This is a genomic window from Anaerobacillus sp. ABA4_114 (assembly GCF_056159065.1).
This window is the reverse complement of the sequence record NZ_JBSWUM010000001.1, coordinates 1927876-1953524: the sequence shown is the minus strand read 5'-3', so window position 1 is coordinate 1953524 and position 25649 is coordinate 1927876. Positions and strand designations below refer to the sequence as shown.

23 protein-coding genes are annotated in these 25649 nt (G+C 41.3%); 13 read left to right on the top strand and 10 right to left on the bottom strand.

Annotated features, from left to right (window positions below; all coding sequences use genetic code 11):
• Positions 1–12 precede the first annotated feature (12 nt).
• From ACXAEY_RS09880 to ACXAEY_RS09830, 11 genes are all read left to right on the top strand, one after another.
• Positions 13–1821, top strand: coding sequence for an IucA/IucC family protein (locus tag ACXAEY_RS09880; protein ID WP_474811705.1), 1809 nt, complete (start codon positions 13–15; stop codon positions 1819–1821).
• Positions 1822–1861: 40 nt separating this feature from the next.
• The gene (locus ACXAEY_RS09875; RefSeq protein WP_474811703.1) at positions 1862–2509 is read left to right on the top strand and encodes a GNAT family N-acetyltransferase; all 648 of its coding nucleotides are present in this window, start codon (positions 1862–1864) and stop codon (positions 2507–2509) included.
• Positions 2496–3470 carry an alpha/beta hydrolase gene (locus tag ACXAEY_RS09870; RefSeq protein WP_474811702.1) on the top strand — a complete coding sequence of 325 codons (975 nt, stop codon included), beginning with the start codon at positions 2496–2498 and terminating at the stop codon, positions 3468–3470. The genes ACXAEY_RS09875 and ACXAEY_RS09870 overlap by 14 nt, the downstream gene beginning before the upstream one ends.
• Before the next feature lie 167 nt (positions 3471–3637).
• Positions 3638–4846, top strand: coding sequence for an acyl-CoA dehydrogenase family protein (locus tag ACXAEY_RS09865; protein WP_474811700.1), 1209 nt, complete (start codon positions 3638–3640; stop codon positions 4844–4846).
• Positions 4847–4863: 17 nt separating this feature from the next.
• Complete coding sequence (locus ACXAEY_RS09860; protein ID WP_474811698.1) at positions 4864–5637, top strand: SDR family oxidoreductase; 774 nt, start codon at positions 4864–4866, stop codon at positions 5635–5637.
• 91 nt (positions 5638–5728) lie between these two features.
• Positions 5729–6298 (top strand): TetR/AcrR family transcriptional regulator, encoded by a 570-nt coding sequence (locus tag ACXAEY_RS09855; RefSeq protein WP_474811696.1) that lies wholly within the window; start codon positions 5729–5731, stop codon positions 6296–6298.
• 29 nt (positions 6299–6327) lie between these two features.
• The gene (locus tag ACXAEY_RS09850) at positions 6328–7212 is read left to right on the top strand and encodes a 3-hydroxyacyl-CoA dehydrogenase family protein (protein WP_474811694.1); all 885 of its coding nucleotides are present in this window, start codon (positions 6328–6330) and stop codon (positions 7210–7212) included.
• A gap of 25 nt (positions 7213–7237) precedes the next feature.
• Positions 7238–8302: a phosphotransferase family protein gene (locus ACXAEY_RS09845; protein WP_474811692.1), complete on the top strand. Its 1065-nt coding sequence runs from the start codon at positions 7238–7240 to the stop codon at positions 8300–8302.
• 28 nt (positions 8303–8330) lie between these two features.
• Positions 8331–10064: an acyl-CoA dehydrogenase family protein gene (locus ACXAEY_RS09840; protein ID WP_474811690.1), complete on the top strand. Its 1734-nt coding sequence runs from the start codon at positions 8331–8333 to the stop codon at positions 10062–10064.
• A 105-nt stretch (positions 10065–10169) separates the two neighbouring features.
• Positions 10170–10961, top strand: coding sequence for an enoyl-CoA hydratase/isomerase family protein (locus ACXAEY_RS09835; RefSeq protein WP_474811687.1), 792 nt, complete (start codon positions 10170–10172; stop codon positions 10959–10961).
• 354 nt (positions 10962–11315) lie between these two features.
• A complete protein-coding gene (locus ACXAEY_RS09830; RefSeq protein WP_474811686.1) occupies positions 11316–13073 on the top strand; it encodes an extracellular catalytic domain type 1 short-chain-length polyhydroxyalkanoate depolymerase in 1758 nt (585 codons plus the stop codon).
• 327 nt (positions 13074–13400) lie between these two features.
• On the opposite strand, the gene ACXAEY_RS09825 is transcribed toward ACXAEY_RS09830, so the two are convergent.
• Both ACXAEY_RS09825 and ACXAEY_RS09820 read right to left on the bottom strand, forming a co-directional pair.
• On the bottom strand, positions 13401–13892 hold the full coding sequence (locus tag ACXAEY_RS09825) for a hypothetical protein (RefSeq protein ID WP_474811684.1): 492 nt from the start codon (positions 13890–13892) through the stop codon (positions 13401–13403).
• Between the two features lie 189 nt (positions 13893–14081).
• Entirely contained in the window at positions 14082–15251 is a 1170-nt protein-coding gene (locus ACXAEY_RS09820; RefSeq protein ID WP_474811682.1) for a MalY/PatB family protein, read from the bottom strand.
• Between the two features lie 162 nt (positions 15252–15413).
• Between ACXAEY_RS09820 and ACXAEY_RS09815 the strand changes: the two genes are divergently transcribed.
• A complete protein-coding gene (locus tag ACXAEY_RS09815) occupies positions 15414–15992 on the top strand; it encodes a hypothetical protein (protein WP_474811680.1) in 579 nt (192 codons plus the stop codon).
• A gap of 35 nt (positions 15993–16027) precedes the next feature.
• Here ACXAEY_RS09815 and ACXAEY_RS09810 read toward each other — a convergent pair whose 3' ends face one another.
• The 5 genes from ACXAEY_RS09810 to ACXAEY_RS09790 all read right to left on the bottom strand — a co-directional run bounded on the left by ACXAEY_RS09810 (position 16028) and on the right by ACXAEY_RS09790 (position 22409).
• The gene (locus ACXAEY_RS09810; RefSeq protein ID WP_474811678.1) at positions 16028–16687 is read right to left on the bottom strand and encodes a TVP38/TMEM64 family protein; all 660 of its coding nucleotides are present in this window, start codon (positions 16685–16687) and stop codon (positions 16028–16030) included.
• 99 nt (positions 16688–16786) lie between these two features.
• Positions 16787–17284 (bottom strand): metal-dependent hydrolase, encoded by a 498-nt coding sequence (locus ACXAEY_RS09805; protein ID WP_474811676.1) that lies wholly within the window; start codon positions 17282–17284, stop codon positions 16787–16789.
• A gap of 146 nt (positions 17285–17430) precedes the next feature.
• On the bottom strand, positions 17431–19857 hold the full coding sequence (parC, locus tag ACXAEY_RS09800) for a DNA topoisomerase IV subunit A (protein ID WP_474811674.1): 2427 nt from the start codon (positions 19855–19857) through the stop codon (positions 17431–17433).
• 2 nt (positions 19858–19859) lie between these two features.
• Positions 19860–21833, bottom strand: coding sequence for a DNA topoisomerase IV subunit B (parE, locus tag ACXAEY_RS09795; RefSeq protein WP_474811672.1), 1974 nt, complete (start codon positions 21831–21833; stop codon positions 19860–19862).
• A 222-nt stretch (positions 21834–22055) separates the two neighbouring features.
• The gene (locus ACXAEY_RS09790) at positions 22056–22409 is read right to left on the bottom strand and encodes a hypothetical protein (protein ID WP_270182231.1); all 354 of its coding nucleotides are present in this window, start codon (positions 22407–22409) and stop codon (positions 22056–22058) included.
• Positions 22410–22683: 274 nt separating this feature from the next.
• On the opposite strand from ACXAEY_RS09790, the gene ACXAEY_RS09785 reads away from it, so the two are divergent.
• Positions 22684–23262, top strand: coding sequence for a biotin transporter BioY (locus tag ACXAEY_RS09785; RefSeq protein ID WP_474814793.1), 579 nt, complete (start codon positions 22684–22686; stop codon positions 23260–23262).
• A gap of 53 nt (positions 23263–23315) precedes the next feature.
• On the opposite strand, the gene ACXAEY_RS09780 is transcribed toward ACXAEY_RS09785, so the two are convergent.
• The 3 genes from ACXAEY_RS09780 to ACXAEY_RS09770 all read right to left on the bottom strand — a co-directional run bounded on the left by ACXAEY_RS09780 (position 23316) and on the right by ACXAEY_RS09770 (position 25512).
• Positions 23316–23768 (bottom strand): SRPBCC family protein, encoded by a 453-nt coding sequence (locus ACXAEY_RS09780; protein WP_474811670.1) that lies wholly within the window; start codon positions 23766–23768, stop codon positions 23316–23318.
• Complete coding sequence (locus tag ACXAEY_RS09775) at positions 23765–24109, bottom strand: MerR family transcriptional regulator (protein WP_474811668.1); 345 nt, start codon at positions 24107–24109, stop codon at positions 23765–23767. The genes ACXAEY_RS09780 and ACXAEY_RS09775 overlap by 4 nt, the downstream gene beginning before the upstream one ends.
• 227 nt (positions 24110–24336) lie before the next feature.
• Complete coding sequence (locus ACXAEY_RS09770) at positions 24337–25512, bottom strand: MFS transporter (protein WP_474811666.1); 1176 nt, start codon at positions 25510–25512, stop codon at positions 24337–24339.
• Between the last annotated feature and the right edge of the window lie 137 nt (positions 25513–25649).

Here is a 25649-nt window from a genome sequence, read left to right as displayed (position 1 = left end):
AGGCGGAATAATATGCTACACAAAAACGAACTCATGAACGTTTTAACAGAAGAGAACTGGATTACTGTAAATAAAGCACTTCTCGCTAAGATGATGTCTGAGTATATGTATGAAGGCATGATCAAACCTGAAGTTTCAGTGGAGGGGAACGGGTGGTTAACATGTCGGTTGATCATCAATGATACAAAGCGATACATATATCGTTCAAAGCGTCGTTTATTCGATAGCTTCTATGTTGATCCTGAATCCATCTTCATTCAACAATCAGAAAACACGGTAGAAGCAGCGAGCGCTATCGATTTTCTCCTTGATATTCAACCGATCATCGGCATGTCCAGTGAAACGGCGGGGCATCTCATTAAGGAATTGAATCAGACCCTTTTAGCAGACCTTCACCTTTTAACGAATCATGTTTCTTCAGATGATCTCGTCGACATGGATTATGCTCTCCTTGAAGGGTATATGACTGGTCATCCTTGGATTACATACAACAAAGGACGAATCGGCTTCGGCTATGATGATTACCTTTCCTATGCCCCTGAACAGCAAAACGAACTTTCATTATCATGGATTGCTGTTCATAAAGACAGTAGCTCGTTTCAAGCGGTTGAAGGGGAGTCATACGCCCACCTGATCAACGACGTATTATCAGAGGAAGATCGCAACCGTTTTGCTCAAGAGATGATAGACAAAAATGTGACCGTCGAAGACTACTACTTCATGCCGATTCATGAATGGCAGTGGAAAAATACGATTATCCAGAACTTCCCTGGTGAGATCGCGAACAAAGTGATCATTCCGCTCGGAGAATCGTCTGATCGCTATCTACCCCAACAATCAATTCGTACATTTGTTAATATGACAGATAAAAAAAAGCATCACGTTAAGCTACCCATGAGTATTTTAAACACGCTCGTGTATCGAGGGCTGCCAGCAGAGCGAACGTTGATCGCTCCGACGATCACAAGCTTTATTAAAGGAATCTATGAAAATGATGACTTCCTAAAAAACGAATGCCGCGTGATCCTACCGGGTGAGATCGCAAGTTTAAACGTTGATCAAAAGCATTATCTCGATCTACCGAACGCGCCTTATCAATACCTTGAAATGCTAGGGGTCATTTACCGTGAGAGCATCTACACGTACCTTGAAGATGGAGAAGAAGCGATCACTCTTGCAGCACTTCATTATGAAGACCATGATGGGAAGCCATTTGTGAAAAGCTTGATTGAGAAGTCAGGGTTAAGTACAGACGAGTGGATTACGGCATTCATGGATGTGACCTTGAAGCCACTTCTTCATTACTTATACCGATATGGCGTCGTATTTTCACCACACGGCCAAAATACGATTCTTGTTCTGAAAGATTACAAGCCTCATCGATTAGCGGTTAAAGATTTCGTGGATGACGTGAATATTAGTGATCAGCCGTTCGAGGAGTTAAATGTGCTAACAGATGACTTGAAGAAAGTCCTCAGAAGTGAGCCACCTGAAGGTCTCACGCAGTTCATCTTCACAGGTCTATTTATCTGTCACATGCGCTACATGTCGTCTGTATTAGAACGCTCAGATCTTATGGATGAAACGTCATTCTGGAGTAAGTTAGCTGAAAGCATTGAATCCTATCAGAACAGGTTCCCGGAACTGTCAGAACGATTCAAGCTGTTTGATTTCTTCAAACCAGAGCTTACAAAGCTTACACTGAACCGAAACCGTATGGTGGACTACGGCTATGGTGACGGTGATGATCGTCCACACGCATCTGAATTTGGAAAGGTAAAAAACGCTTTACATCAGTTTGCTACAACAAATCAGGTTTAACATGGCGGGGATCTCCCCGCCTTTTTATAAGGGGGATAAGATGAAAAGAGAGATGATGAAAACAGAATGTCAATTTACTCACTTAGGAAGAACCATTTCGTTCCGTCCTATCGAAGTTGAAAGCGATTTACCAATTCTACACAACTGGATGCACCAAAAGCATATCAAACCCTTTTGGAAGCTCGACCTTTCAATGGAGGAACTTCACACTTGGTTAACCAGTTCAACCCAAGCAAGTCATAAAGATGTCTATATGGGTTACGTCGATGACGAACCAGTGTGTTATTTAATTGCATACGACATACAACAAGATCCGATCAAAAACTACTACGATGCAGAGCCAAGCGACCTTGGCATGCACTTATTGATAGGTCCTCGTGAATACTTAAACCCAACTGATGGGGAAGCGATCATTCTCGCGATGGGATACTTTCTCATCAATAAATATGGTGCAAAACGGATCATCGGTGAACCTGATGTAAGGAACCGTATCATCCTTCCAATTATAAAACGATTCGGTGCAGACATACTAAAGGAGATCGAACTTCCGAACAAGAAAGCAAAGGTAGTTGCAATGGAGCAAAAAACGTTACTAAACTACTGTTCTGAATTTAACACTAGCGCAATGTTGAACATTCGGAATGCAAAGAGTTTGTGTGAGGAGAACAAAACGAATGACTCACATTGATGCAGCAACATTAACCCTCATTTCTCGCATTGGAGAGCGAATGAAGGAACTCAAGCATCCAGATTTAAGCATTCTTTCTCCTGAACAATCCCGATACTACTATGAGGAAGCAAGAGCATACTTTACGCCGATTAAAGTTGAGGAGCTTACGGTTTATCATACTGAGATTGGTGAGCACAATATACCCTTGAAAATTTATACGCCTCAACACTCAAAACCCTTACCGATCGTCATGTATTGTCATGGAGGTGGATGGGTATTCGGCTCGATTGAAAGCAGCGATAACTTCTGCAGATATATGTGTCAATCACTTGGATGCATGATTGTATCCGTTGGCTACCGGTTATCACCGGAGCACCCATACCCTGCTGCACTTCATGATGTACTCGACACACTTAAGTGGTTGAAAGAAAACGGCGAACAACTTGGCGGTGATTCTTCAAACATTTCGATTTCAGGAGAATCTTCAGGAGCAAACCTCGCAGCAGCTGTGAGTCTTGTTTTGAAGGGTGAGTTGGCATCTCAACTGTTGATCACACCAGTATTGGATTACAACCTTTCAACAGCATCCTATCTTGAAAATCACACGTATAACTTAACAAGTGAGAAAATGGACTGGTTTTGGAATCACTATTTAAAAGACAAAAACAACGCGAGTAATCCGCTTGTTTCACCTTTACGCGCAGAAAAATTGGATGACGTTGCTCCTGCACTCATCGTGACAGTTGAAAAAGATCCACTCCGTAGTGAAGGAGAAGCGTTCGCGAGTCGATTACATCGCGCAGGTACACTTATTAAGCACGTACACTATAAGTCACTTCTACATAGCTTTATCAATATGATCGGGAATAGCCAAGCAGCTAAGAATGCTGTCGACGATTTGTTTGCTGCTTATCGTGAGGTTATTCACGGAAATGGATCGACTAAGGAATCGAACTCTACTTTTCACGAATATGTCTAGGGTCATTTTTAAAAAAGAAGATAAGGAAGCTACATATAAAGGTAAGACAGTAAGCGGGTGAATCACCCGCTTTTTTATTATTGTGTTGAATATTCTGAAATTACATTTTATACTAATATCATAAACATACCAACCGGTTAGTTAGTATTCTGAGGAGATGAATAACGATGAACTTTACCTATTCCGAGGTGTGTCAATCTTACCTCGAACGAGTATCAGCATTTATGGATACATACGTTTATCCAAACGAAAGCGTCTATGAAGACCAGCTTTCAAAACAAGAATCACGCTGGTCAGATGTACCTCCCATTATGGAAGAGTTAAAGAAGAAGGCGAAGGAAGAAGGACTGTGGAACCTCTTCTTACCCGACAGCGAATATGGGAAAGGGCTATCGAACACTGATTATGCTCCGATTTGCGAAGAGATGGGACGCTCCATGATTGGACCTGAGGTGTTCAACTGTGCAGCACCGGACACTGGGAACATGGAAGTTCTCGTCAGGTACGGTACTGATGAACAGAAAAAACAGTGGCTCGAACCGTTACTTTCGGGTGACATTCGTTCATGTTTCTCGATGACGGAGCCTGATGTCGCTTCTTCAGATGCAACGAACATCCAAGCTCATATTGAGCGAGATGGTAATGTATATGTGATCAATGGAACGAAGTGGTGGTCTTCTGGTGCAGGAGATCCTCGATGCAAAATCGCAATCGTGATGGGAAAAAGTGACCCTACTGCTGCGAAACATGAACAGCAATCGATGATCTTAGTACCTCTTGATACAGAAGGTGTCACAATCAAACGAATGCTTCCCGTCTTCGGTTATGATCATGCTCCTCATGGTCATGCAGAAATTGAGTTTCGAGATGTTCGGGTACCCGCATCTAACATCATTTGGGATGAAGGAAAAGGGTTTGCGATCGCACAAGGAAGACTTGGACCTGGTCGAATCCATCACTGTATGCGGTTAATCGGAACAGCTGAGCGTGCGCTTGAGGATTTATGTAAACGCGTACATAACCGTGAAGCATTCGGCAAGAAACTTTCAGAACAAGGGGTTGTAAGGGGATGGATCGCTGACTCTAGAATTGAAATAGAGCAAGCGAGACTTCTCACATTGAAGGCTGCCCACATGATGGATACCGTCGGAAATAAAGAAGCAAAAGCAGAAATTGCGATGATCAAAGTCGTTGCTCCGAATATGGCTCTAAACGTGATCGACAGAGCTATTCAAGCATGTGGTGGCGCTGGAGTAAGCGATGATTATACGCTTGCAGCACATTGGGCGAATGCAAGGACATTACGACTTGCTGATGGCCCAGATGAAGTTCATCGAAACGCTGTCGCGAAACATGAACTGAATAAGTATCGCTAAAAAGGGAGGAACACAGCATGAATGTGATGGAGTTATTTAGCTTATCAGGAAAAACAGCCATCGTAACTGGTGGCGGAAGAGGACTAGGGAAACAAATTGCAGAAGGATTCGCAGAAGCTGGTGCAAACGTCGTTGTTTGTTCAAGGAAACTGGAAGCATGTGAAGAAGTTCGAGAGGAATTAGAAAAAATGGGCGTTAAATCCCTTGCATTCGAGTGTGACGTAACGAATCAGGAACACATTCAAAGAGTCGTCGATGAAACGATGAAACAGTTTGGGAGAATCGATATTCTCGTGAATAACAGTGGCGCAACGTGGGGAGAGTCTGTTATCGATATGCCTATTCAAGCGTGGCATAAAGTGATGGAGGTGAACGTAACCGGCACGTTCCTTTTTGCTCAGAAAGTCGGAAAAGAAATGATCAAGCAAAAAAGCGGTAAAATCATCAACATCGCCTCTGTTGCAGGACTCGGTGGTGCTGATCCTCGTTTTATGAATGCGATCGGCTACAACACGAGTAAAGGAGCAGTCATCACATTTACAAAAGATTTAGCCGTAAAGTGGGGAGAACACAACATCAACGTTAATGCGATTGCCCCAGGTTTCTTTCCAACAAAAATGTCAAAGGGACTAATTGAAGCTGGTGGTGACAAAATACTAGATTCGACGCCTTTAAATCGATTTGGGTCAGATGACGATCTAAAGGGTGCAGCATTGTTTTTGGCTTCAAATGCATCTAACTATGTAACAGGAGATATTCTCGTCGTTGATGGTGGACAGCATGCCATGTGATTAGGAGTTACGTCAGTCACCAAGAGGATTTCAATTTAAGCTTCATAAGAATAGAAAACGATGATACGCGATAGATAGAGAGGAACCTACTATGAAACACAAACTAACATTGAAAAGCATCGAGCTATTTGAGAAAAAAGGATTCAGTGAAACATCGATACAAGATATCGTAGACGCCGTCGGTGTGACGAAAGGAACCTTCTACTACTATTTTAAAAGTAAAGAAGCACTGTTGATGGACATTCATTCTTCTTACATCGACAGCATGATTCAGCAGCAAAAAGAGATTTTAGAAGACGGCTCAAAGAATTGTCGAACAAAGCTCTATGACATGGTCTACATGCTCATTCATAACATTGAGCTCGAAGGAAAAAGTGCGCGCGTCTTCTTTCGTGAAATAAAGAATTTGAATGAAGGAAATTTATCAGAGATTTTACCGAAGCGGGACCAAATCCGCTTTCACTTTGAAGACCTGTTAAAACAAGGCGTTGAAAATGGAGAATTCCGAAGCAATCTTAATATCGGAATCGTCACTTTTGGTATTCTCGGCATGTCAAATTGGACTTACCAATGGTACCAGCCAGATGGACCTTTGCCTGATAAAGAAGTAGCTAGAATATTCGTTGATATGGTGTTAAATGGCATTGAGGAAAGCAATTAAAATTTCAGTACTCTTAAGGAGGAGCGAAAATGAACCATTCAGAAATCAGGAACATCACAGTTCTTGGAGCAGGATCGATGGGGCATCAGATCGGCATGCTCTGTGCACTCGGAGGATATGACACAACCATTCAAGATATTAATGAAGATGCATTAAAAGTGGCACGTGAGAAGCTTGAAGACATCATGACAAAGTGGGTTACAAAAGGAAAGATCACAGAAGAAAATGTACAAGCAGCATTGAGTAGATTGCACTTTACTACAAGCTTAGAAGAAGCGGCTGTACGAGCAGATTTCATCATCGAAGCCATCGTCGAGAAACTAGACGCAAAACGTGACGTCTTTCAAAAGATCGATGAATACGCATCTCCTGAAGTCATCCTTGCAACAAACAGTTCAACGATTGTTAATTCTCTCCTCGCTTCTGTTACGAATCGGAAGGATAAAGTCGTGAACATGCATTTCTTCTTCCCGCCGCTCGTTATGGACTGTGTCGAAGTTGTTATGAGTGAGGAGACCTCTGAAGAGACCGCTCGTGTCACAATGGAACTCTGTGAACGAATTAATCGCACAGGCGTCTTACTAAGAAAAGAAATTTCAGGATTCGTTGCGAACCGTATCCTAGGCGCATTGCAAAAAGAAGCGATGAACTTATACGAAGAAGGAATCGCAGACTTTGAAGATATCGATCTAATCTGTAGAAAAGCACTCAAGCATCCGATCGGTCCATTTGAATTGATGGATCTATCAGGAATCGATGTCGGCTACTATGTGATGCAGCAGCGTTACAATGAAACTGGTAATCCTGAGGATAAACCTCCTAAGTTCATTGAGGAAAAGGTTAAGGCAGGGACACTTGGCCGTAAAACCGGTAGAGGCTTTTATGACTATACAAAAAAACAAGTGAAGAACTAGCAAGCTACTATTCTGGAGGTGAACGATGTCTTATTCAGATGATACGATTTCTGTTCGAAAAGGAGAAGAGCTCGATCAACGAAAGCTTGAAAACTTTTTAAGAGAAAACATCGAGGATTTGCCTGATGATTCGCTTACAATTCGTCAATTTGGTACCGGTAGTTCCAATTTAACGTATGAGCTATCGATAGGTGAGTGGGAAGCCGTTCTAAGAAGACCTCCCCTTGGACCTGTAGCACCTAAGGCTCATGATATGGAGCGGGAGTTTACGATTTTGAAGGAACTACATCCGATCTTCCCCTTAGCTCCTAAGCCGTATCTCTATCATGAAAATTTGCTAGGAGCTCCATTCTTTTTGATGGAAAGAAAGAGAGGTGTAGTGGTCGACACATCATTTCCTGATGGGTTTCAACCATCGGAAGCGTTATGCAGAAGCATGTCTGAGTCGATGGTAGACACACTCGTAGCGCTTCATAGCATTGACTATGAAACAACTAGATTGAAAGAAATTAGTCGTCCTGACGGATTTATGGAACGACAAGTTCACGGATGGATCAAACGTTATAACCGTTCGAAGACAGATGACATCAAAGGTGTTGAAGAGCTAACGCATTGGTTAGCAGACAATATTCCACACTCTCAACATCCTACAGTTATTCATTATGATTTCAAACTGAATAACGCCATGTTTGCTCATGATGATCTAAGCAAACTAGTTGGTTTGTTTGATTGGGAGATGACAACCGTAGGCGATCCTCTCGCAGACCTTGGAGCGGCAATGGGGTACTGGCTGCAAGAAGATGATCCAGAACCGCTTAAACGAGGAATGGGAAAACCACCCGTCACAGTGATGAAAGGGTTTATGACGAGAGATGAATTTATCGAGTCTTATGCGCGTAAATCCGGTAGAGACGTTTCTCAAATGAACTTCTATTTAACATTTGCTTATTTCAAACTCGCTGTTATTTGTCAGCAAATCTACTTTCGCTTTAAAAAGGGACAAACATCAGATGAACGTTTCCGCCACCTCAATCACTTCGTTGCAAGCCTAATCGCTCACGCGCGGAACAATGTGAGTGTAAAACGGTAAAAAAGCTTCACCTTAAAGGAGGTTTCACATGGCAGATACAAAGGCAAATCCCGCGGGCTTTGAGTTTCTTTATCAAAGAGCAGACGACGTATTTACTCCTGAAGAATTTACAGATGAACACCGTATGATTGCAAAGACAGCTCGTCAGTTTGTAGAGAGGGAAGTGAATCTACATAGAGAGGCGATTGAACATCAGGATTTCGATCGAGTTGTTTCGCTATTGAGGAAAGCTGGCCAGCTTGGGTTACTTGCTCACAGCATTCCAGAAAAATACGGAGGACTCGGGCTTGATAAAATCGCTAAAGGGATCGTTGGAGAGGTGATTGGAGAAACGAGCGGTTATGGTGTTGCTCACTCCAACCATACATGCATCGCTACGTTACCGATCACTCACTTTGGTTCCGAGGAGCAAAAGAAGAAGTATTTACCCAAGCTTGCTTCAGGTGAATTTATCGGAGCGTATTGTTTAACAGAGCCGAATGCTGGATCCGATGCGCTAGCATCCCAAACGTCGGCTGTACTGAATAAAGAAGGAACGCACTACCTCTTGAATGGAACAAAACTATATATTACGAATGCGGTATTTTCAGATACGTTTATCGTATATGCCAAGATCAATGGCGAACAGTTTTCAGCATTTATTGTAGAAAAGGATTTTCGGGGTCTATCACTCGGACCTGAGGAAAAGAAGATGGGGATTAAAGGCTCATCGACTCGATCGGTGATTTTCGAAGATTGCATGGTGCCAGTGGAGAACCTTCTCGGAGAGGCAGGGAAAGGGCACGTGATTGCCCTAAACGTACTGAACTTAGGTCGTTTCAACCTCGGGTCAGCATGTACTGGTGGAGCAAAGCACGCCATGAAGTTAGCTCTTCAACATACAAATGAACGGAAACAGTTTGGACGAACCATCGCTGAATTTACGGCTACTCAAGATAAAGTAACGCGTATGATGGCTACAATCTATGCTTCCGAGTCTCTTCAATATCGAACAGCATCTTTGTTAGAGGGAGCCATGAAAGGACTTTATGACGAAACGGATCATACGATTATCGGCAAACAAATGATGCAGTACGCAGTCGAGTGTGCAATTTGTAAAGTCTTCAGTTCAGAAACGCTAGATAAAGTCGTCGATGAATCTCTTCAATTACATGGAGGAGCCGGTTTCATACAAGAGTACCAGATCGAGCAGATGTACCGTGATTCAAGGATTAACCGTATCTTTGAAGGTACGAATGAGGTGAATCGACTGTTGATCATCGGAACGCTCTTTAAGAAAGCAATGAAGGGTGCCATTCCGATTGAAGAGCTAGTCGAGAAAGCAAGACGAGATTTAGAAGACAATCGTCATGAATCTCTAAATGAAGAATCGGCTATCCAGAGCATCCGAAACATCTTTCTGTACTGTGTAGGAAGCGCATATGAGAAACACGGTGAGCGGTTGATGGAACATCAAGAAACAGTGATGAAGCTTTCAAATATCGCGATTACGTTATACGCTGCAGAGTCCGCTGTTCTTCGAGCAGTGAAACACCAGAGTGAGATAAAACTCATGCTTGCGAGAACGTATTTAGAAGAAGCGCTTCAAACTACTGAGTCAACTGCTAGGATGCTGCTTATGAGTATTTTACCGAAAGAAAAGAAACAGCAAGCTTTTCAACTCGTTTTCAACGAACTTTCACCTTACGATTTTGGAAGTTCGATTGAACGGAACAGAAGAATTGCTCAACATAGTTACAAGAAACAGAAGTACGAGGTGTGAAAAGCGGGAAGGATCCGATGCTAGCTCTATCAAAAACTGCAATCGCTTTCTTATTATAAAAATTCACGATGATTCGCTCATCGAACAATAAAAGGAGAGATTAGAATGGAAACTACAGTAAAAACAGATCATTTAAACGTAAATCTAGAGGGAGCAGTACTTCACCTTACGTTAAACCGTCCTGAAGCCTTGAACGCATTTAGTAAAGAGATGATCTTAGGACTTACAAAAGCCATTCAGGATGCAAAGGAGAACGATGAGGTTCGTGTTGTGATCCTTTCTGGAGCGGGTAGATCCTTCAGTGCTGGTGGAGACGTGAAGACGATGGGCGACACTACTTCAACCGAAGTTTATGAACATATTGGGAAATTGAATGAACTTATACTTGTGATGAAAGACCTTGAAAAGCCGATTATTTCTGTCGTCCACGGGTTTGCAGCAGGTGCTGGTTTCAACCTAGCACTCGCAAGTGATATCATCCTAGCAGCAGAAGACAGCAGCTTCGTCTTAAGCTTTACTCAAGTAGGATTGATCTCAGATGGTGGAGGACTTTCATTCCTTCCACGATTAATAGGTCCATACAAAGCGAAAGAATTGTTCTTCTCAGCACAGCCGATATCTGCAAAAGAGGCAAAAGAATTAAGGATCGTCAACCAAACGTACCCATTATCTCAGTTACAAGATGAAGCGATCGCTTATGCTGAAAAGCTTGCTAAAGGGCCTAGTAAAGCGTTTGGTTTTATAAAGAAAATTGCAGATGCATCCCTAACCGCATCGCTTCCAGACGTTTTAGAGCAGGAACGAATTACGCAGGCGATGATGGTAACGACGGAAGATCATAAAGAGGGGGCAGCTGCTTTTAAGGAAAAGCGCGCTCCACAATTTAAAGGGAAGTAATCTAAACGATCAACTATAGGTCACATTTATGGGAGGTGCTTTGCATTTCCCATTTTTTCTTTATGAGTTAAGGTTTTATCGAGTATAGAACGTTTGTTCTGTTTCGGAATTTTGAACCTTTGAGATGGTTTCAATGTCTTTGAATCCTGAGATAGTATTAAATAGAATGATTAGGAGTAACGTTTTGAAACATCCAAAGTTAATCCTTTTGTACTGAAAGATAACCTGTGCTCGAAGTAAGTTTCCTAATAATAATAGGAGATTAGTTTCATTTAATAATCCTTCTGTAACCACGGTGTAACTCGAGCCCCTTATCATAGCGAAGCACACACAATGGAAAGGGGATGTTGTTATATGCGATTGAAAATGAGTTGGGTTATTGGTGTAATTCTTTTGTTAGTATGCTCTTCAGTCTTGTCACCTTCTTCCACATTAGCAGCAGGACAGTTCACTTCAGGATCCTACGGAGGAAAAACATATAAGCTGTATATTCCTGAACAATATGACCAAAATCAATCTTACCAATTGTACGTTATGCTTCACGGATGCACGCAAGATGCGAATCAATTTGCAACTGGTACACAAATGAATACGCTGGCTGACGAAAAGGGATTTCTTGTTTTATATCCTGAGCAAAACTCGAGTGCAAACTCAAGTAAATGCTGGAACTGGTTTGAGCCAAGTCATCAGTCTCGAGGTAGTGGAGAACCGAGAGTCATCGCTGGAATGGTTCAGGAAATCCAAACAAATTATACGATCCAACAAAATAAAGTTTACGTAGCAGGGCTATCAGCTGGTGCGGCGATGAGTGTGATCATGGGCGCTACTTATCCCGATATATTCTCAGGAATTGGGGTTGGTGCTGGCCTAGAATACAAAGCAGCTACAACTTCATCTTCTGCTTTTAGTGCAATGTCTAGTGGAGGACCTGACCCAACGTTACAAGGTCGTGCAGCATATAGCGCCATGGGTAGTCACGCAAAACTGTTACCTGTCATCGTCTTTCATGGGACGTCTGACTACACGGTTAGACCGGTGAACGGTGATCAAGTAATTTCACAATGGGCAGTAACAAATGATTTATCAGCTACAAGTACCGAAGACGAATGGATTGATGATGTGCCTGAAAACACGGAAAACTTGCAGGTTCCAGGCGGAAGAAGTTACACCTTAAATGATTATCATGGGCAAGATGGTAAAGTGTGGATGAAAAAAGTTATCGTGGAAAGCATGGGGCATGCATGGTCTGGTGGGAGCTCACAGGGAAGCTACACAGACCCTCAAGGACCAAATGCGAGCAGGATGATGTGGGAGTTCTTTAATGCTAACGAACCGACTGATCCAACTGATCCAAATGCGCCTGTTACAACTGCTTCTCCAAGTGGAGGAACTTATCAGGATTCAGTGAGCGTTGAACTAAGCTCTAATGAACCAGTAACGACATATTACACGACTGATGGAACGATTCCAACCCAATCATCACAAGTCTATAGCAGTCCGATTACGATTACGAAAGATACGACACTGAAATTCTTTAGTGTTGATTCGAATGGAAACGCTGAAAAGGTGAAAACAGAAAATTATCTCATTGAAACCGGTATTCATGATGATCCGACTACGATTGTATCGATTGGGAATGATGATGGATTTGTTGGTCAATATACAGCTGATGGAAAAGGAACTGGTTCAGTAAAGGTCGGCGACAAAGGGATGTATAACACTGATACGTATCGTGGACTGCTTTCGTTCGATACAAGTGGGACTACAGAGACAATCCAATCCGCAAAAATCCGATTATACGTAAAATCAAAACAAGGGAACATAGCAAACCTGCAGCTAGATGTAAAAAAAGGAACGTTTGGTAGCAATTCTTCAATTGAACAAGCAGATTACGGAAGTGCACCAACCCAAACCACAATAACAAGTTTTGCACCTCCGAGTGGTGATTATATCGATATAGAACTGCCAGCTAGCAGCTTATCTAGTATTAACTCGAATGGACTTACACAGTTCAGGTTAAAAGCGACGACAACAGCAGGATTCAATGCTAACGTAATTGAATTTTACGGTGGAGAAAATGTTGGATATGAACCGACGTTGATTCTAAATTAAAACGATGAGTGATTCCATATAATACAAATAAACTAATTATGCAAAGCTGATAGACTATTCGTGTAAACACGAGTAGTCTATAGTTTTTTAGCGAGATTTATAAAGAGCGATCTAGAATTTATTTGGTAGCTACGAACATGACAATTAATGAACGATCGTAAACGTAAAGTATGACGATGAAGCAGAAGTGAGAGAGTTTAAGAAGATCTACATGTCTTTCTAATTTTATCTTAGTTAACATAATATATATTATAGGAAGTCATATTAAATAATGAAATTCCGTCTCAATCGTTAAGTAAACTTAAGATAGTGAGACGGAATTAAAAATTATTTACCTAATAAGCTTCTGACGTCTTCCGTTAATTTATTATCACTTATCAAATAGTTTTTAAACTTCTTGTTCTCATTGTCATTTCTCGAAATGACAATTGAATCATCATCTAAGTTGATACGCATTTCTTTTCCAGTTTTAAAGTAAACAATCAGATCAGCTTTATCTACGCTTACTCGGTGTGTTGGTACTTCTGTAATTTTGCTTTTGCCTAAGCTGTTGAGCCACTTGATTAACGTTTCTTCATTTTCTTTTGATGTGACCACTTCGTTAGCATTCGTTGTTTTACTATGTAAGTGGATTTCATAAATGTTCTGTTCTTCGATTTTCTGGTGCAAACTGATATCGAGACTAATTGCACTCGCAGTGTTTTTATATTTATCGTTCTTATAGTCTACATAAATTTCAGCAAGTTTTAGATAACTAAATGCAAGAACAGAGAAAAGTAGGATGGTTAAGAGTCCTTTTGTGGCTTTTTTCACAATCATCACCCGCTTTCCTTATCTAGCGACTACTGTATAAATCCAACCTCTTCTATCATAACAAAAATTCTGATTCTTCGCGTGATTATGTAAGAACTTCTATAAATGACATTGTTTTGTTACAAAATTTCCTCATTAGGTACTACGCTAATCGCAGAAAAAGGCGCCAGTTGTATAGCGCCCTGCATCCAATTTCTATTTTCTAAACGCGTTTTCTAATTGTTTAAGACCTTTTTCAAGCGTGGAGCGAGGACAGGCGATGTTAATTCGCTCAAACCCCTTCCCTCCTTCTCCAAATATATATCCTTCATCAAGTGCTAACTTTGCCTCGTTTTGTATAAACGCCTCTAATTCTTCATGATTTAGTTGAAGAGATCGAAAGTCCAACCAGACCAGGTACGTTCCTTCAGGCTGAATCACACGAATTTCAGGCAAGTTTTCTTTAATGAATGACGTTAGATAGGATAAGTTATCTTCTAGATAAATAAGGAGTTCATCTAACCACTTTTCACCATGCGTGTAAGCCGCTTCTATCCCTAGAATTCCAAGCGCGTTTGGAGCAAACAATCCCATCTTCTTCATATAATCTTCGTACTGCTCCCGCTTCTTTTCGTCCGGTATAACGATCGTCGATGCTTGTAAACCTGCAATGTTAAACGTCTTACTCGGTGATATACACGTAATGGTATGTTCAGCAATGTCCGATGAAAGCGTTGAAATAAGGGTGTGTTTGTACCCTTTAAAGATTAAATCAAAGTGTATATCATCCGATACGATCAACACGTCATGCTGAACACATAAATTCGCTAGAGTTGTTAATTCATCACGCGTCCACACGCGACCTACCGGATTATGAGGATTACACAGTAGTAGCATTTTAACCGCTGGGTCTTTTACTTTTTGTTCTAAGTCCTCAAAGTCCATTTTATATGTACCTGACTCTAGAACAAGCGGATTGTCAACTACGATTCGATCATTCTTCTCTATCATATCCCGAAATGGATAATAAACCGGTGATTGGATTAGAACTTTATCATCTTTTGAGGTATACGTATTGATTGCTGCAGCTATCGCAGGGACAACACCAGATGTAAAAACGATCCAATCGTTATCGATCGACCAATCATGCCTTCGCTCTAACCAGTCTTTCACCACGTTTCTCGTATTCTGTGTCGGCATCGAATAGCCAAAAACACCATGCTTCACCCGCTCCATAAGCACTTCTATCACTTTCTCAGGAGCTTTAAAATCCATATCCGCCACCCACATAGGAAGCAGAGTTTCTTTCTGAAAAATATCATCTGTATGATCCCATTTTACTGAATGAGTATTGTGTCTATCTATTTCTTCATTAAATGAATTCATAAGATCCCTCCATAAGGTAGTCGTCATCACTAACTTTATCAAAACGAGCGGAACGTGTCTGAAATAACGCTTATGAAAAGTAGATAGGCGTATTTATGAGCAAAACATTACAATGTAATGATAAAATAGGAGTCAATGTTAGGATTAAGCGAGGTAATTAACATGAATACATTGCATCATGCATTTTGGAGCTACTTCTTCTTTCGTAAGAAACAACGGAAAACGGTCAAGTCGATCGTGATCGGTGGAATCGCTCCTGATATCATCTATTATGTCATGTTCTTATACTTATTAGCTGAATACGGAGTACAAAAACTGTTCGGTTCACAAGAAGCGTTTTCAATGCACGGTTTCGTTCATGTCTTATTTGACCACCCAGTCGTAGATCTCTTGAGGAAACTCGGACATTCCTTCGTAATTTGGTTCATTGCGTTTATTGTCCTTATGTTATTGCATAAAGGATTTAAACTAACGCCACTCTCTGGCTTTATTTGGGGATGGTTCCTCCATGTGTTCGTTGACTTTTTAACACATATGAATGACGCTGTTCCAATTTTTTATCCAATTAGTGATCGTGTTATTCCTGGTATTGTTTCCTATTGGCATTCGGATTACTACGGCACTGAATTTGGTGTGACGCACTCTATCTTACTAGTCTCCACCATTATCTATCTCGTGATTGAGAGGCGCAATACAAAGAAAGCTAAAAAGCGTTTAAGCGATGAAAAACTTGAACTATAAAAAAGATCCTGCCATCGCGGTAGGATCCTTTTTGTTTATTTCTTCTGTAAAGTTGGGTCTTTCTTAGCGTATTTATTTCGTATCAATATTGGGATAACAGACAAGATCAAGAAGACGATCACTGCACTAGCAATCACAAGCGGATCTCCTGATACAAGACTACTACCTAGAAAGTTATAAGCAAACGTGCCTGGGATTATTCCGATCAACGTACCGAATAGGAATGATGAAAACTTAACTTTTGATAATCCAGCTGAATAGCTGATCAGATCAAAATTAAACAACGGAACAAAACGGAAAAATAGAACATAGAAAAAGCCATTCTTCTCAAGCTGCTCTTGTAATTTACGTCCTTTCCCTTGCCAGTCTTTATTTGCGATCGATTTTCCTAGCGTTCTCGCCACGACGAATGATAAGACGGCACCTGAGGTTGCACCTAAGACCGTATAAATTGTTCCAAATAAAGACCCGAAAGCGAGTCCTCCAGCGATCGATAATACCGATGCTGGGAAAAAAATGAGCGGACGAATCGTATAGATCACGATATATACAATGGGAGCTAACACTCCGAATGATAAAATCCAATCTCGTATATCGTTCACTCGGAAATCTAAGTAGGTACGGCTAAACCAGATGAGTCCAATTACTACTAAGATGATGCCGCCCCACTTTAACCAGTTACTTGGTTTTTTCATAGTTCCATCCTTTCTACTTTAGCCTCTACTCTACCTTACTATACTGTAACGTTGATTGAATGTAATTAGGCTTACAAGAAAAGAAGTGCCGATTTTACGCTACGAGAACATTTGTTTGTATACAAAAAATAATGTTAGGAGCATCAAGCTACTCGATATGACTGATTCCCCTTTAGAAGCGGTTTTTAAGTAGAGTGGAAAGCGAACTCTGAGCGGAATTGGATAAAATAACTGTATTCCTCTCACCGTTAGTGCATCTAGAACTATGTGACTGATAATACCGACGAGCAAGCCGATTTGAACAGTCTCGTAGTACATAAATGTAAACGTAGATGTGAGCCAATAAACTAAGATTAGAAACAATAGACTATGTGTGATCGTTCGATGACCAAAGAACCGACTTATGTTTTTAGATAATACTTTCGCTTTTCTACCTGTCCACGAGCCCGGGTGACAGATATCGGGTAACAAAGCTCCGAACAAGCAGCTACCGTAAAATACGATGAGCTCTGGAACCGGTAATACTTCCGTTATGTAATAGCTGTGAGCCGCTGCCCCCATACAAAGACCACCCATCAAGTGGGTTTTTCCTTCCATTCTTCTCAACTCCCTAGTTGTTTTATTCTTAGATGATTATGGTGCGATATTTCCGGAGGGGCAATCATATGTTCGCACCCTTTAGTATAGCATACTTTTTTCCATAAAAAGAACCTGTTCACTAACTGAACAGGTTCACATTCGTTTTAATCAGTATTTGACTCTTTCTTTAATTCACATGCATTGCCGGTGTCAGCAACATCAACGATAAACGATCCGTTGCTATACCTGTCATTCGGTCGGTAGCTTGAAGGGTCAATTTGTACTGGTTCTCCTTTTTCAGTCCGAACAATAACAGTATCACCTTTTGTCACGGTTTTAACGCCTATCACTCGATGCGGGTTCGATTTCAACTCTCTTAGCATGACGACGCCTCGTTTAGCACGGGAGGCTAGATCGAATTCACTTAACGGCATTTTTTTAACCGCTCCCCGATGAGTCAAGAGGAATAAGTCAAACTTCGTTGTTGCATCAAACAAGATTCCGCTCACGACAAAGTCATCATCTTTTAAGTTAATTCCTTTCACACCACTTGCACGCTGACCAACGACATTTACTTCTTCTTCTTTAAATCGTAATCCATAACCAAAATGAGTTGCAATAAACACTTCGTTCTTACCATTCGTCACATACACATCTACTAGTTCATCATCTTTTTTAAGCTTGAGTGCCATCAACGGTTTAGAATACCGCTGAGCTTTGTATTGAGATAGTTCCGTTTTCTTAATCATCCCCTGCTTCGTTACGAATACGAGGAACCGTTCATCTTCAAATTCATTGATCTCCATCGCTTCAATGATCCGCTCGTCAGAATCGATCGGACATAGATTCGCAACATGCTGACCTAGATCTTTCCACCTGATATCTGGTAGTGCGTGAACAGGTAAATAGATGTAGCTTCCCTTATTCGTAAAGAGCAGAATGGTATTGGTTGTATTGCTATCAAATTGGCGCAGTAAGAAGTCTGTTTCCTTCATTCCGAAGTCTTTTCCGTTCGAAGCAGCATAAGACCTTGGACTCGTACGCTTAACGTAACCATCTTCGGTGACAGTAACGATCACATCCTCTGAAGGGACCATCACTTCAAGGTTCACTTTGATTTCTTCGATTTCTTCTTCGATTCGAGTCATACGCGCATCTGCATATTTCTTACGGATTTCAAGAAGTTCTTTCTTAATAACCGAAACGAGTTTCTTCTCACTCCCGAGAATCGACTCGAGTTTTTTAATCAACTTATCCAGATCATTGGACTCTTTTTCAAGCGTCGTGATATCTGTATTCGTTAAACGATAAAGCTGCAACGTTACGATGGCTTCCGCTTGAGCCTCTGTAAAATCATATTCACTAATCAAGTTGTTTTTAGCGTCACGCTTATCTTTTGAAGAGCGGATCGTAGCGATCACTTCATCTAAAATCGAAACGGCGCGTATTAACCCTTCCACAACGTGTTGACGAGCCTTTGCTTTTCGAAGGTCGTGTTCAGAACGGCGGGTTACAACTTCTTTTTGGTGTTCGATGTATGCTTTCAGGATTCGTTTCAATCCCATTTGCTTTGGTGTTTTATTATAAATGGCGACCATATTGTAGTTATACGTGATCTGTAGGTCAGTCGCTTTATACAAGAATTTAAGGATGCCGGACGCATCTGCCTCTTTCTTCAGTTCAATAACGAAGCGAAGTCCCGTCCGATCCGTTTCGTCACGTACTTCAGAAATGCCTTCAACTTTACGGTCGACCCGTAGTTCGTCGATTTTCTTTACAAGATTCGCTTTGTTTACTTCGTATGGAATCTCTGTTACGACGATTTGCTGGCGGCCACCTCGTAAATCTTCTATTTCGGCTTTTCCTCTAAGGATGAATTTCCCTTTACCAGTTTCAAAAGCTTTCTTAATTCCTTCCGTTCCTTGCGCTATTCCGCCAGTAGGGAAATCTGGACCTTTGATGACCGTCATCAACTCTTCTACAGTGACATCTGGGTTTTCCATCTGCATAACAGCAGCATCAACGACTTCTCCAAGATTATGAGGTGGAATATCCGTCGCATAACCAGAAGAGATTCCCGTTGAGCCATTTACGAGTAGATTCGGAAAACGAGCAGGAAGAACAATCGGTTCCTCCTGCGTATCATCAAAGTTTGGTGCAAATTCAACTGTATCTTTTTCGATATCTCGTAACAGTTCTGAAGAAATCGCTGCAAGACGTGCTTCCGTATAACGCATCGCGGCAGGTGGATCTCCATCCACACTACCGTTGTTTCCATGCATTTCAACTAATACGTTTCGCACTTTCCAATCTTGACTCATACGTACCATCGCGTCATAGACGGAGGTATCGCCGTGCGGGTGATAGTTACCTATGACGTTACCGACTGTTTTAGCAGATTTACGGAACGGTTTATCTGCGATGTTTCCTTCATGATGCATCGCGTAAAGAATACGTCGCTGAACGGGTTTAAGTCCGTCTCTAGCATCAGGAAGTGCTCGATCTTGAATAATGTATTTACTATACTTACCAAATGCATCACCAAGGACGTCTTCTAGTGGTAAATCTAAGAATTTCTCTGCGTTAGCCAATGTTACGCCTCCTCAATGATGGAAATATTCTCGTTTTCGATGATGTTGGTATCTTCATTTAATCCAAAGGCCACATTTGATTCGATCCATTGTCTTCGGGGTTCAACTTTGTCCCCCATGAGAACCGAAACGCGTCGTTCAGCTCTTGCAATGTCTTCGATCTTCACACGGATCAACGTGCGGCTTTCTGGGTTCATCGTTGTTTCCCATAATTGATCGGCGTTCATTTCACCTAGACCTTTGTAACGTTGGATCGTATAGCCTTTCCCTACTTTTTTCATCGCTTCTTTCATGCCTTCTTCGTCCCAGGCATATTCTACGACTTCTTTCTTCCCTTTTCCTTTACTTACTTTATAAAGTGGAGGAAGAGCAATAAAGACTTTGCCATGTTCGACAAGCTGCTTCATATAGCGGTAGAAAAACGTTAATAGAAGAACTTGAATGTGAGCACCGTCCGTGTCAGCGTCTGTCATGATTACGACTTTGTCATAGTTCGTATCTTCGATGTCAAAGTCAGGACCAACCCCTGCACCAATGGCATGAATGATCGTATTGATCTCTTCATTTTTAAAAATGTCTTGAAGCTTGGCTTTCTCCGTATTGATGACTTTTCCTCGTAACGGTAGAACAGCCTGAAAACGACGGTCTCGCCCTTGTTTAGCCGAACCTCCGGCTGAGTCACCCTCAACAAGATACAGTTCATTCTTCTTAGGGTTACGAGAGGTCGCTGGGGTTAGCTTCCCGCTCAAGATCGTTTCTTTACGTTTTCCTTTTTTCCCAGATCGCGCATCTTCACGTGCTTTTCTAGCTGCTTCTCTTGCTTGAGCCGCTTTTATCGATTTCTTAATAAGCATCTCACTCGTCGATGGATTTTCTTCTAAGAAATAAGAAAATTGTCCAGAAACAACAGCATCAACTGCGGAACGCGCTTCACTTGTACCGAGTTTGCTTTTAGTTTGTCCTTCGAATTGAAGTAAGTGCTCTGGAATACGGACCGATACGATCGCAGTAAACCCTTCTCGAATATCGTTCCCTTCGAGGTTTTTGTCTTTTTCTTTTAATAAGTTCACTTTTCTAGCATAATCATTGATCACACGCGTGATTGCAGTCTTCATACCTGATTCATGCGTACCGCCATCTTTTGTTCGAACGTTGTTAACGAACGAAAGAACGTTTTCAGAAAAACCGTCGTTATATTGAAACGAGAAGTCGAGCTCGATTCCGTTGTTCTCACCTTCGAACGTTACGACGGGATGTAGCGTTTCTTTGTCTTCGTTTAAATAATCGATGAACGCTTCGATCCCTGTTTCAAAGTAAAATTGCTCGCTACGATCATGACGTTGGTCTTCTAGCGTAATCTTCAATCCTTTAAGAAGAAAAGCGGCTTCGCGAAGTCTCTCACTCAACGTGTCGTAGTTATAATTCAATGTGCTAAACATCGTTGTGTCTGGCTTAAAATGAATCAATGTACCCGTCTTACGTGTTTTTCCTTTGTTTTCAAGGGTCGTTACCGGTTTACCGCCGTTTTCAAAACGCTGCACGAACGTAAAGCCGTCACGGTGGATCGTCACTTCGAGCCATTCAGATAAGGCATTTACGACAGAAGCACCAACACCATGCAATCCACCACTCGTTTTGTAACCGCCCTGACCGAACTTACCACCTGCATGAAGGACCGTTAAGATGATTTCAGGAGTTGGTTTACCGAGCTTATGCATTCCAACGGGCATCCCACGGCCGTTATCCTGAATGCTCACACTGTTATCTTCATAGATCGTTACTTTGATTTCATCACCATATCCAGCAAGGACTTCATCTACTGAGTTATCTACAATTTCATATACAAGGTGATGAAGACCTCTTGAATCCGTGCTCCCAATATACATACCAGGACGTTTCCTAACCGCTTCAAGACCTTCAAGCACCTGAATCGAATCATCACTATATTCGTTTGCTTGTTTTTGTTTCGTTGCCATGTTTTTCCCCTTTCAAAACTCTGTATAGAATAGCCTACCATATGAGAACATGTGTTTCTATCTCTTTTTCTCTCATTTTGTTCAGCATTGCCAGATAGAGGCTGTTTTTATAAGTTGTCGACCGATTATCGACGGATTACCGTTTCAATAAGGTTGCTGTATATAAAAAATCCTGCACAGTGGCAGGAGAGAAAAACATCGAACCGTATTGTACCTTATTGTCTATTCTTCATCAATTGTTTTTAATCTATGTACATTTCCAGGTTCATACCCGATCGTGACGTGATCTCCTTCATCGACCTTGTTCCATTTTGATTCATCGGCTAAATAGGGAGTTTTGTTTACAATAAGATAAAAATAAGGTTTTTCGACCGCATCGATCGTCTCTTCATCGTTCCCGCTCTTGTCATTTGTCTTTTCAGTTAGTTGGGGTTCTTCATATCGCACCATTTTCTTTTGTACTTCACCAGTAACAAAAACAAGTTCATCCTTTTGCTCATTTGCAAAGGCAGTTCCTATTGCAAGGACGATGCAAAGGGATAAAACGACTAGAATGGTTCCCCTCAGTAAGTTCATACAGAGGCTCCTCTCAACGTACTTTCGTAATAAGTTTACCATACATTGTGGATTTAAGTAGTAGTTTTCAAGGCAACGTCCTACAATTCCTTCTACGCCTATTGGGTTTCACGCTAACATAAATCATATACAATTTTAATAAATGTTCCTGACATCGAAGTGCTGTTAACCTCTTTTTTATTTGTTAACTTACACAAAAATTAAGTTGACACTATGACGGAAATCTTTTACGATTCTTTATAGAAACCGAAAGAGAGGGTTAACTATGAAAAAAATGAGAACGATTGATTTAGTATTCGCTGGAATGTTTGCTGCCTTGATGGCAGTCGGAGCAAATATCGCACAATTCTTAGTCGTAGGTGGCGTGCCGATTACGCTACAAACATTCTTTGCTATATTAGCAGGGCTATTACTAGGTAGCCGACTAGGCGCAATTTCAATGACTGTCTACGCGTTAGTTGGTTTCGTAGGTGCACCGGTCTTCGCTCAGTTTACCGGAGGTCCTGGTATTCTGTTCAAACCGACATTTGGATTTATCTTATCGTATATTTTAGTCGCTTATATCGCAGGAAAGATCATTGAATCAAAAGCAAAGCCTACTTTACAAACATTTATGATCGCTAGTTTCACAGCATTTATTCTTAACTACGTTCTGGGAACAAACTATATGTATTTTGCTTATAAATTCTGGGCGATGGCGCCTGAAGGGTTCACGTATGGTATGGCTTGGATGTGGATGCTCGCTCCGCTACCAAAAGATATCATCATGTCAATCGTCGCAGCTGTTATGGCACCACGCATCTACAAAGCAGTGAATAAATCTTCTCAGCGTTCTGAGAGTAGAGTCGCATAGTATAAAGACAAAGAGAGCTTATCCCGCTGATAAGCTCTCTTTTTGATGCTGTATTACCCTGTTAACGCTTCGGTCTTAACTCTTTCCATAAACTCGTGTACCACTTTATTGTTACTTTTCTCACTACCTAACTTCAACATTGCCCTTCCAACAAAGTTAACACCTTTGTTTTGACCTTCATATATAAATTTAGTGGTAGTCTCATCAAGTTTAAGTAACGTAAACGAAAGTGTGATCTCAAACGCTTTCCCCAAAACGAAACTTTGTTCTTTGTGTTTTTTGTCCGGTAGGTCTTCATATGCTAGTGTTTCGACAATGTAGGTTTCAAGCCGCTTTCCTTCACGATACGTTTGCTTATGCTTTGCCCCTGCCTCATCCTCCTTCTTTTCGATCAAAATATGTTCCTCTACTTTCGGCATGATCCGTTTGATGTTTTCATCTAAAAACAATCTCCATACGTTCTCTATGTTCTTCTCAATAATCATTTCTTCTTTCCATTGAATCATTCATCGTTCTCCTTTCCAGATGCAAGAAACTCATCAATCTCCTCAAGCTGAAGATAAAGATCTTCTATCTGCATAGTAATCTTGTTTCTTTTTTGAAGTAATAATTGTTCTAAGTTAGCAAAAGACTCGTCCTCCATCACACCGATCATTTCTTGTATTGAAAAACCAAGCCTTCTTAACTTCACTAGGAGGATTGCTAAGAAGTAGCTACCGTCATCGTAGTACCCATACTTGTTAACTGGATCAATGTAAGCGGGTTCGAGTAACTTTACTTCTGCGTAGTAACGTAATGTTTCTTTACTTAATCCCGTCATCTCGGAAAAATCACTAATCTTGTACATTCTCTCACTCCCACCTATATCATAAACTGTGGGGTACACCACAAGGTCAACGTTATTTTATTATTTTATCGAATTAGAAGCCAATATACGAAGAACGTTCCATATCTCTCAATCTACACGATCGTTCAACTGATAGGTAGAAAACCTTCTCAAGAACTAGTATGCGGTCATTAGAAGCAAAAAAATCACACCAGTAGATAGGTGTGATTTCGGATATCCTTACATGCTTACCCACTCTGTGTCTGGCTCGATTTTTTCGTGTTCAGTAGTAAAGAAGAAACAAACATAAGTCCTAGGAACACGATGATTAAGCTAAATCCTCCTTTGTTGCCGAATATCTCTGACACAATTCCGATCAAATACCCTGCAAGTCCTCCACCGATTCCAGCTGCTACATAGATTAGGCCAAGCGCAGAGCCTGGGTTTTTCGAAATGCTCGTTCCGAATGCTGTTGCGGTTGGAAATAGCGCTGAGAAAAACAAACCTGCCCCTGCAAATAGATAAGGCATTTGGTTTGCGAACAGAAAGCTAATGCCAACGATCAGCACTGAACCGAGTGAAAATGTGATCATGATCAATCTTTCATTTATTTTGTTCGCGAGATACGCGACCCCTAATCTTCCAATCATAAAGAACACTGAGAAGAGCGATAGAATCGTTGCGACCATATCAGACTTCGCTTCTTGCGAGAGACCACCGAGATCTAACGACTTCAAATAGGTTGGAAAGAAATTCGTAAACGAAACCTCTGCGGAGACTTCAAAGATAAGAAAGAACATGAGAAAGACCATCTGAGCGTCTTTTATCATTGGGATAAATGCTTTTAAGTTAACTTTTTGAGGCTTCCCTTCTGGAAACGCAACGGATGTGACATAGAAGATCACGATTACGTTAAGAGCGGCGATTCCTACATAAAAGTATCGCCATGAACCAAACTGGAATAAGAAATTTAAAACTTGAGGGAATAAGACCATCCCGAGTCCGTAAATCCCCATAGCCAGGTTAAACATCTGATATTGTTTATTCGGGTATGCAGCAGGAACGATCGCATTCGATGCAACACCTAGAGCTCCAAGTCCAAAGCCGATCAGCATATAGAATCCTAGAAAGAACGTGATGTTTGGTGCGAACCCCGTACCAAGGAATCCAAGCCCCATTAGAGCTGTTGCAAAGATCACCATGATGCGAAGTCCTTTTTTATCCGTTAAAAAACCAAAGAGTAAACTCGCAAAGGTAAAACCTAGCTGGAAGATAAAGACCACCAGTCCAAATTGACTCATATCGAGCCCTATGTCGGTTTCTACCTGGTTCAGAACAATTCCTTTTGTATTCGTTACTCCTCCTGAAATAAACTGTGTAAATAATAGGATGATGAGAGCGTGAATGCTATTTCCTTTTGACATGTGTGTAACCTCCAAGATGTATTCTAAACGGGGGATTCCACCGTCTACACACGCGTAAACGTGTTTGAAAATTTATTACATTCTTGTAAAACGCTCTCATTCCTGCCATGCCCAAATTTTCGAATCGAAAAAAAAAT

Bases quoted from the DNA above. Each gene is read 5' to 3' on its own strand.
- ACXAEY_RS09880 (WP_474811705.1), top strand. From the start codon at position 13: ATGCTACACAAAAACGAACTCATGAACGTTTTAACAGAAGAGAACTGG.
- ACXAEY_RS09875 (WP_474811703.1), top strand. From the start codon at position 1,862: ATGAAAAGAGAGATGATGAAAACAGAATGTCAATTTACTCACTTAGGA.
- ACXAEY_RS09870 (WP_474811702.1), top strand. From the start codon at position 2,496: ATGACTCACATTGATGCAGCAACATTAACCCTCATTTCTCGCATTGGA.
- ACXAEY_RS09865 (WP_474811700.1), top strand. From the start codon at position 3,638: ATGAACTTTACCTATTCCGAGGTGTGTCAATCTTACCTCGAACGAGTA.
- ACXAEY_RS09860 (WP_474811698.1), top strand. From the start codon at position 4,864: ATGAATGTGATGGAGTTATTTAGCTTATCAGGAAAAACAGCCATCGTA.
- ACXAEY_RS09855 (WP_474811696.1), top strand. From the start codon at position 5,729: ATGAAACACAAACTAACATTGAAAAGCATCGAGCTATTTGAGAAAAAA.
- ACXAEY_RS09850 (WP_474811694.1), top strand. From the start codon at position 6,328: ATGAACCATTCAGAAATCAGGAACATCACAGTTCTTGGAGCAGGATCG.
- ACXAEY_RS09845 (WP_474811692.1), top strand. From the start codon at position 7,238: ATGTCTTATTCAGATGATACGATTTCTGTTCGAAAAGGAGAAGAGCTC.
- ACXAEY_RS09840 (WP_474811690.1), top strand. From the start codon at position 8,331: ATGGCAGATACAAAGGCAAATCCCGCGGGCTTTGAGTTTCTTTATCAA.
- ACXAEY_RS09835 (WP_474811687.1), top strand. From the start codon at position 10,170: ATGGAAACTACAGTAAAAACAGATCATTTAAACGTAAATCTAGAGGGA.
- ACXAEY_RS09830 (WP_474811686.1), top strand. From the start codon at position 11,316: ATGCGATTGAAAATGAGTTGGGTTATTGGTGTAATTCTTTTGTTAGTA.
- ACXAEY_RS09825 (WP_474811684.1), bottom strand. From the start codon at position 13,892: ATGATTGTGAAAAAAGCCACAAAAGGACTCTTAACCATCCTACTTTTC.
- ACXAEY_RS09820 (WP_474811682.1), bottom strand. From the start codon at position 15,251: ATGAATTCATTTAATGAAGAAATAGATAGACACAATACTCATTCAGTA.
- ACXAEY_RS09815 (WP_474811680.1), top strand. From the start codon at position 15,414: ATGAATACATTGCATCATGCATTTTGGAGCTACTTCTTCTTTCGTAAG.
- ACXAEY_RS09810 (WP_474811678.1), bottom strand. From the start codon at position 16,687: ATGAAAAAACCAAGTAACTGGTTAAAGTGGGGCGGCATCATCTTAGTA.
- ACXAEY_RS09805 (WP_474811676.1), bottom strand. From the start codon at position 17,284: ATGGAAGGAAAAACCCACTTGATGGGTGGTCTTTGTATGGGGGCAGCG.
- parE (WP_474811672.1), bottom strand. From the start codon at position 21,833: ATGGCAACGAAACAAAAACAAGCAAACGAATATAGTGATGATTCGATT.
- ACXAEY_RS09790 (WP_270182231.1), bottom strand. From the start codon at position 22,409: ATGAACTTACTGAGGGGAACCATTCTAGTCGTTTTATCCCTTTGCATC.
- ACXAEY_RS09785 (WP_474814793.1), top strand. From the start codon at position 22,684: ATGAGAACGATTGATTTAGTATTCGCTGGAATGTTTGCTGCCTTGATG.
- ACXAEY_RS09780 (WP_474811670.1), bottom strand. From the start codon at position 23,768: ATGATTCAATGGAAAGAAGAAATGATTATTGAGAAGAACATAGAGAAC.
- ACXAEY_RS09775 (WP_474811668.1), bottom strand. From the start codon at position 24,109: ATGTACAAGATTAGTGATTTTTCCGAGATGACGGGATTAAGTAAAGAA.
- ACXAEY_RS09770 (WP_474811666.1), bottom strand. From the start codon at position 25,512: ATGTCAAAAGGAAATAGCATTCACGCTCTCATCATCCTATTATTTACA.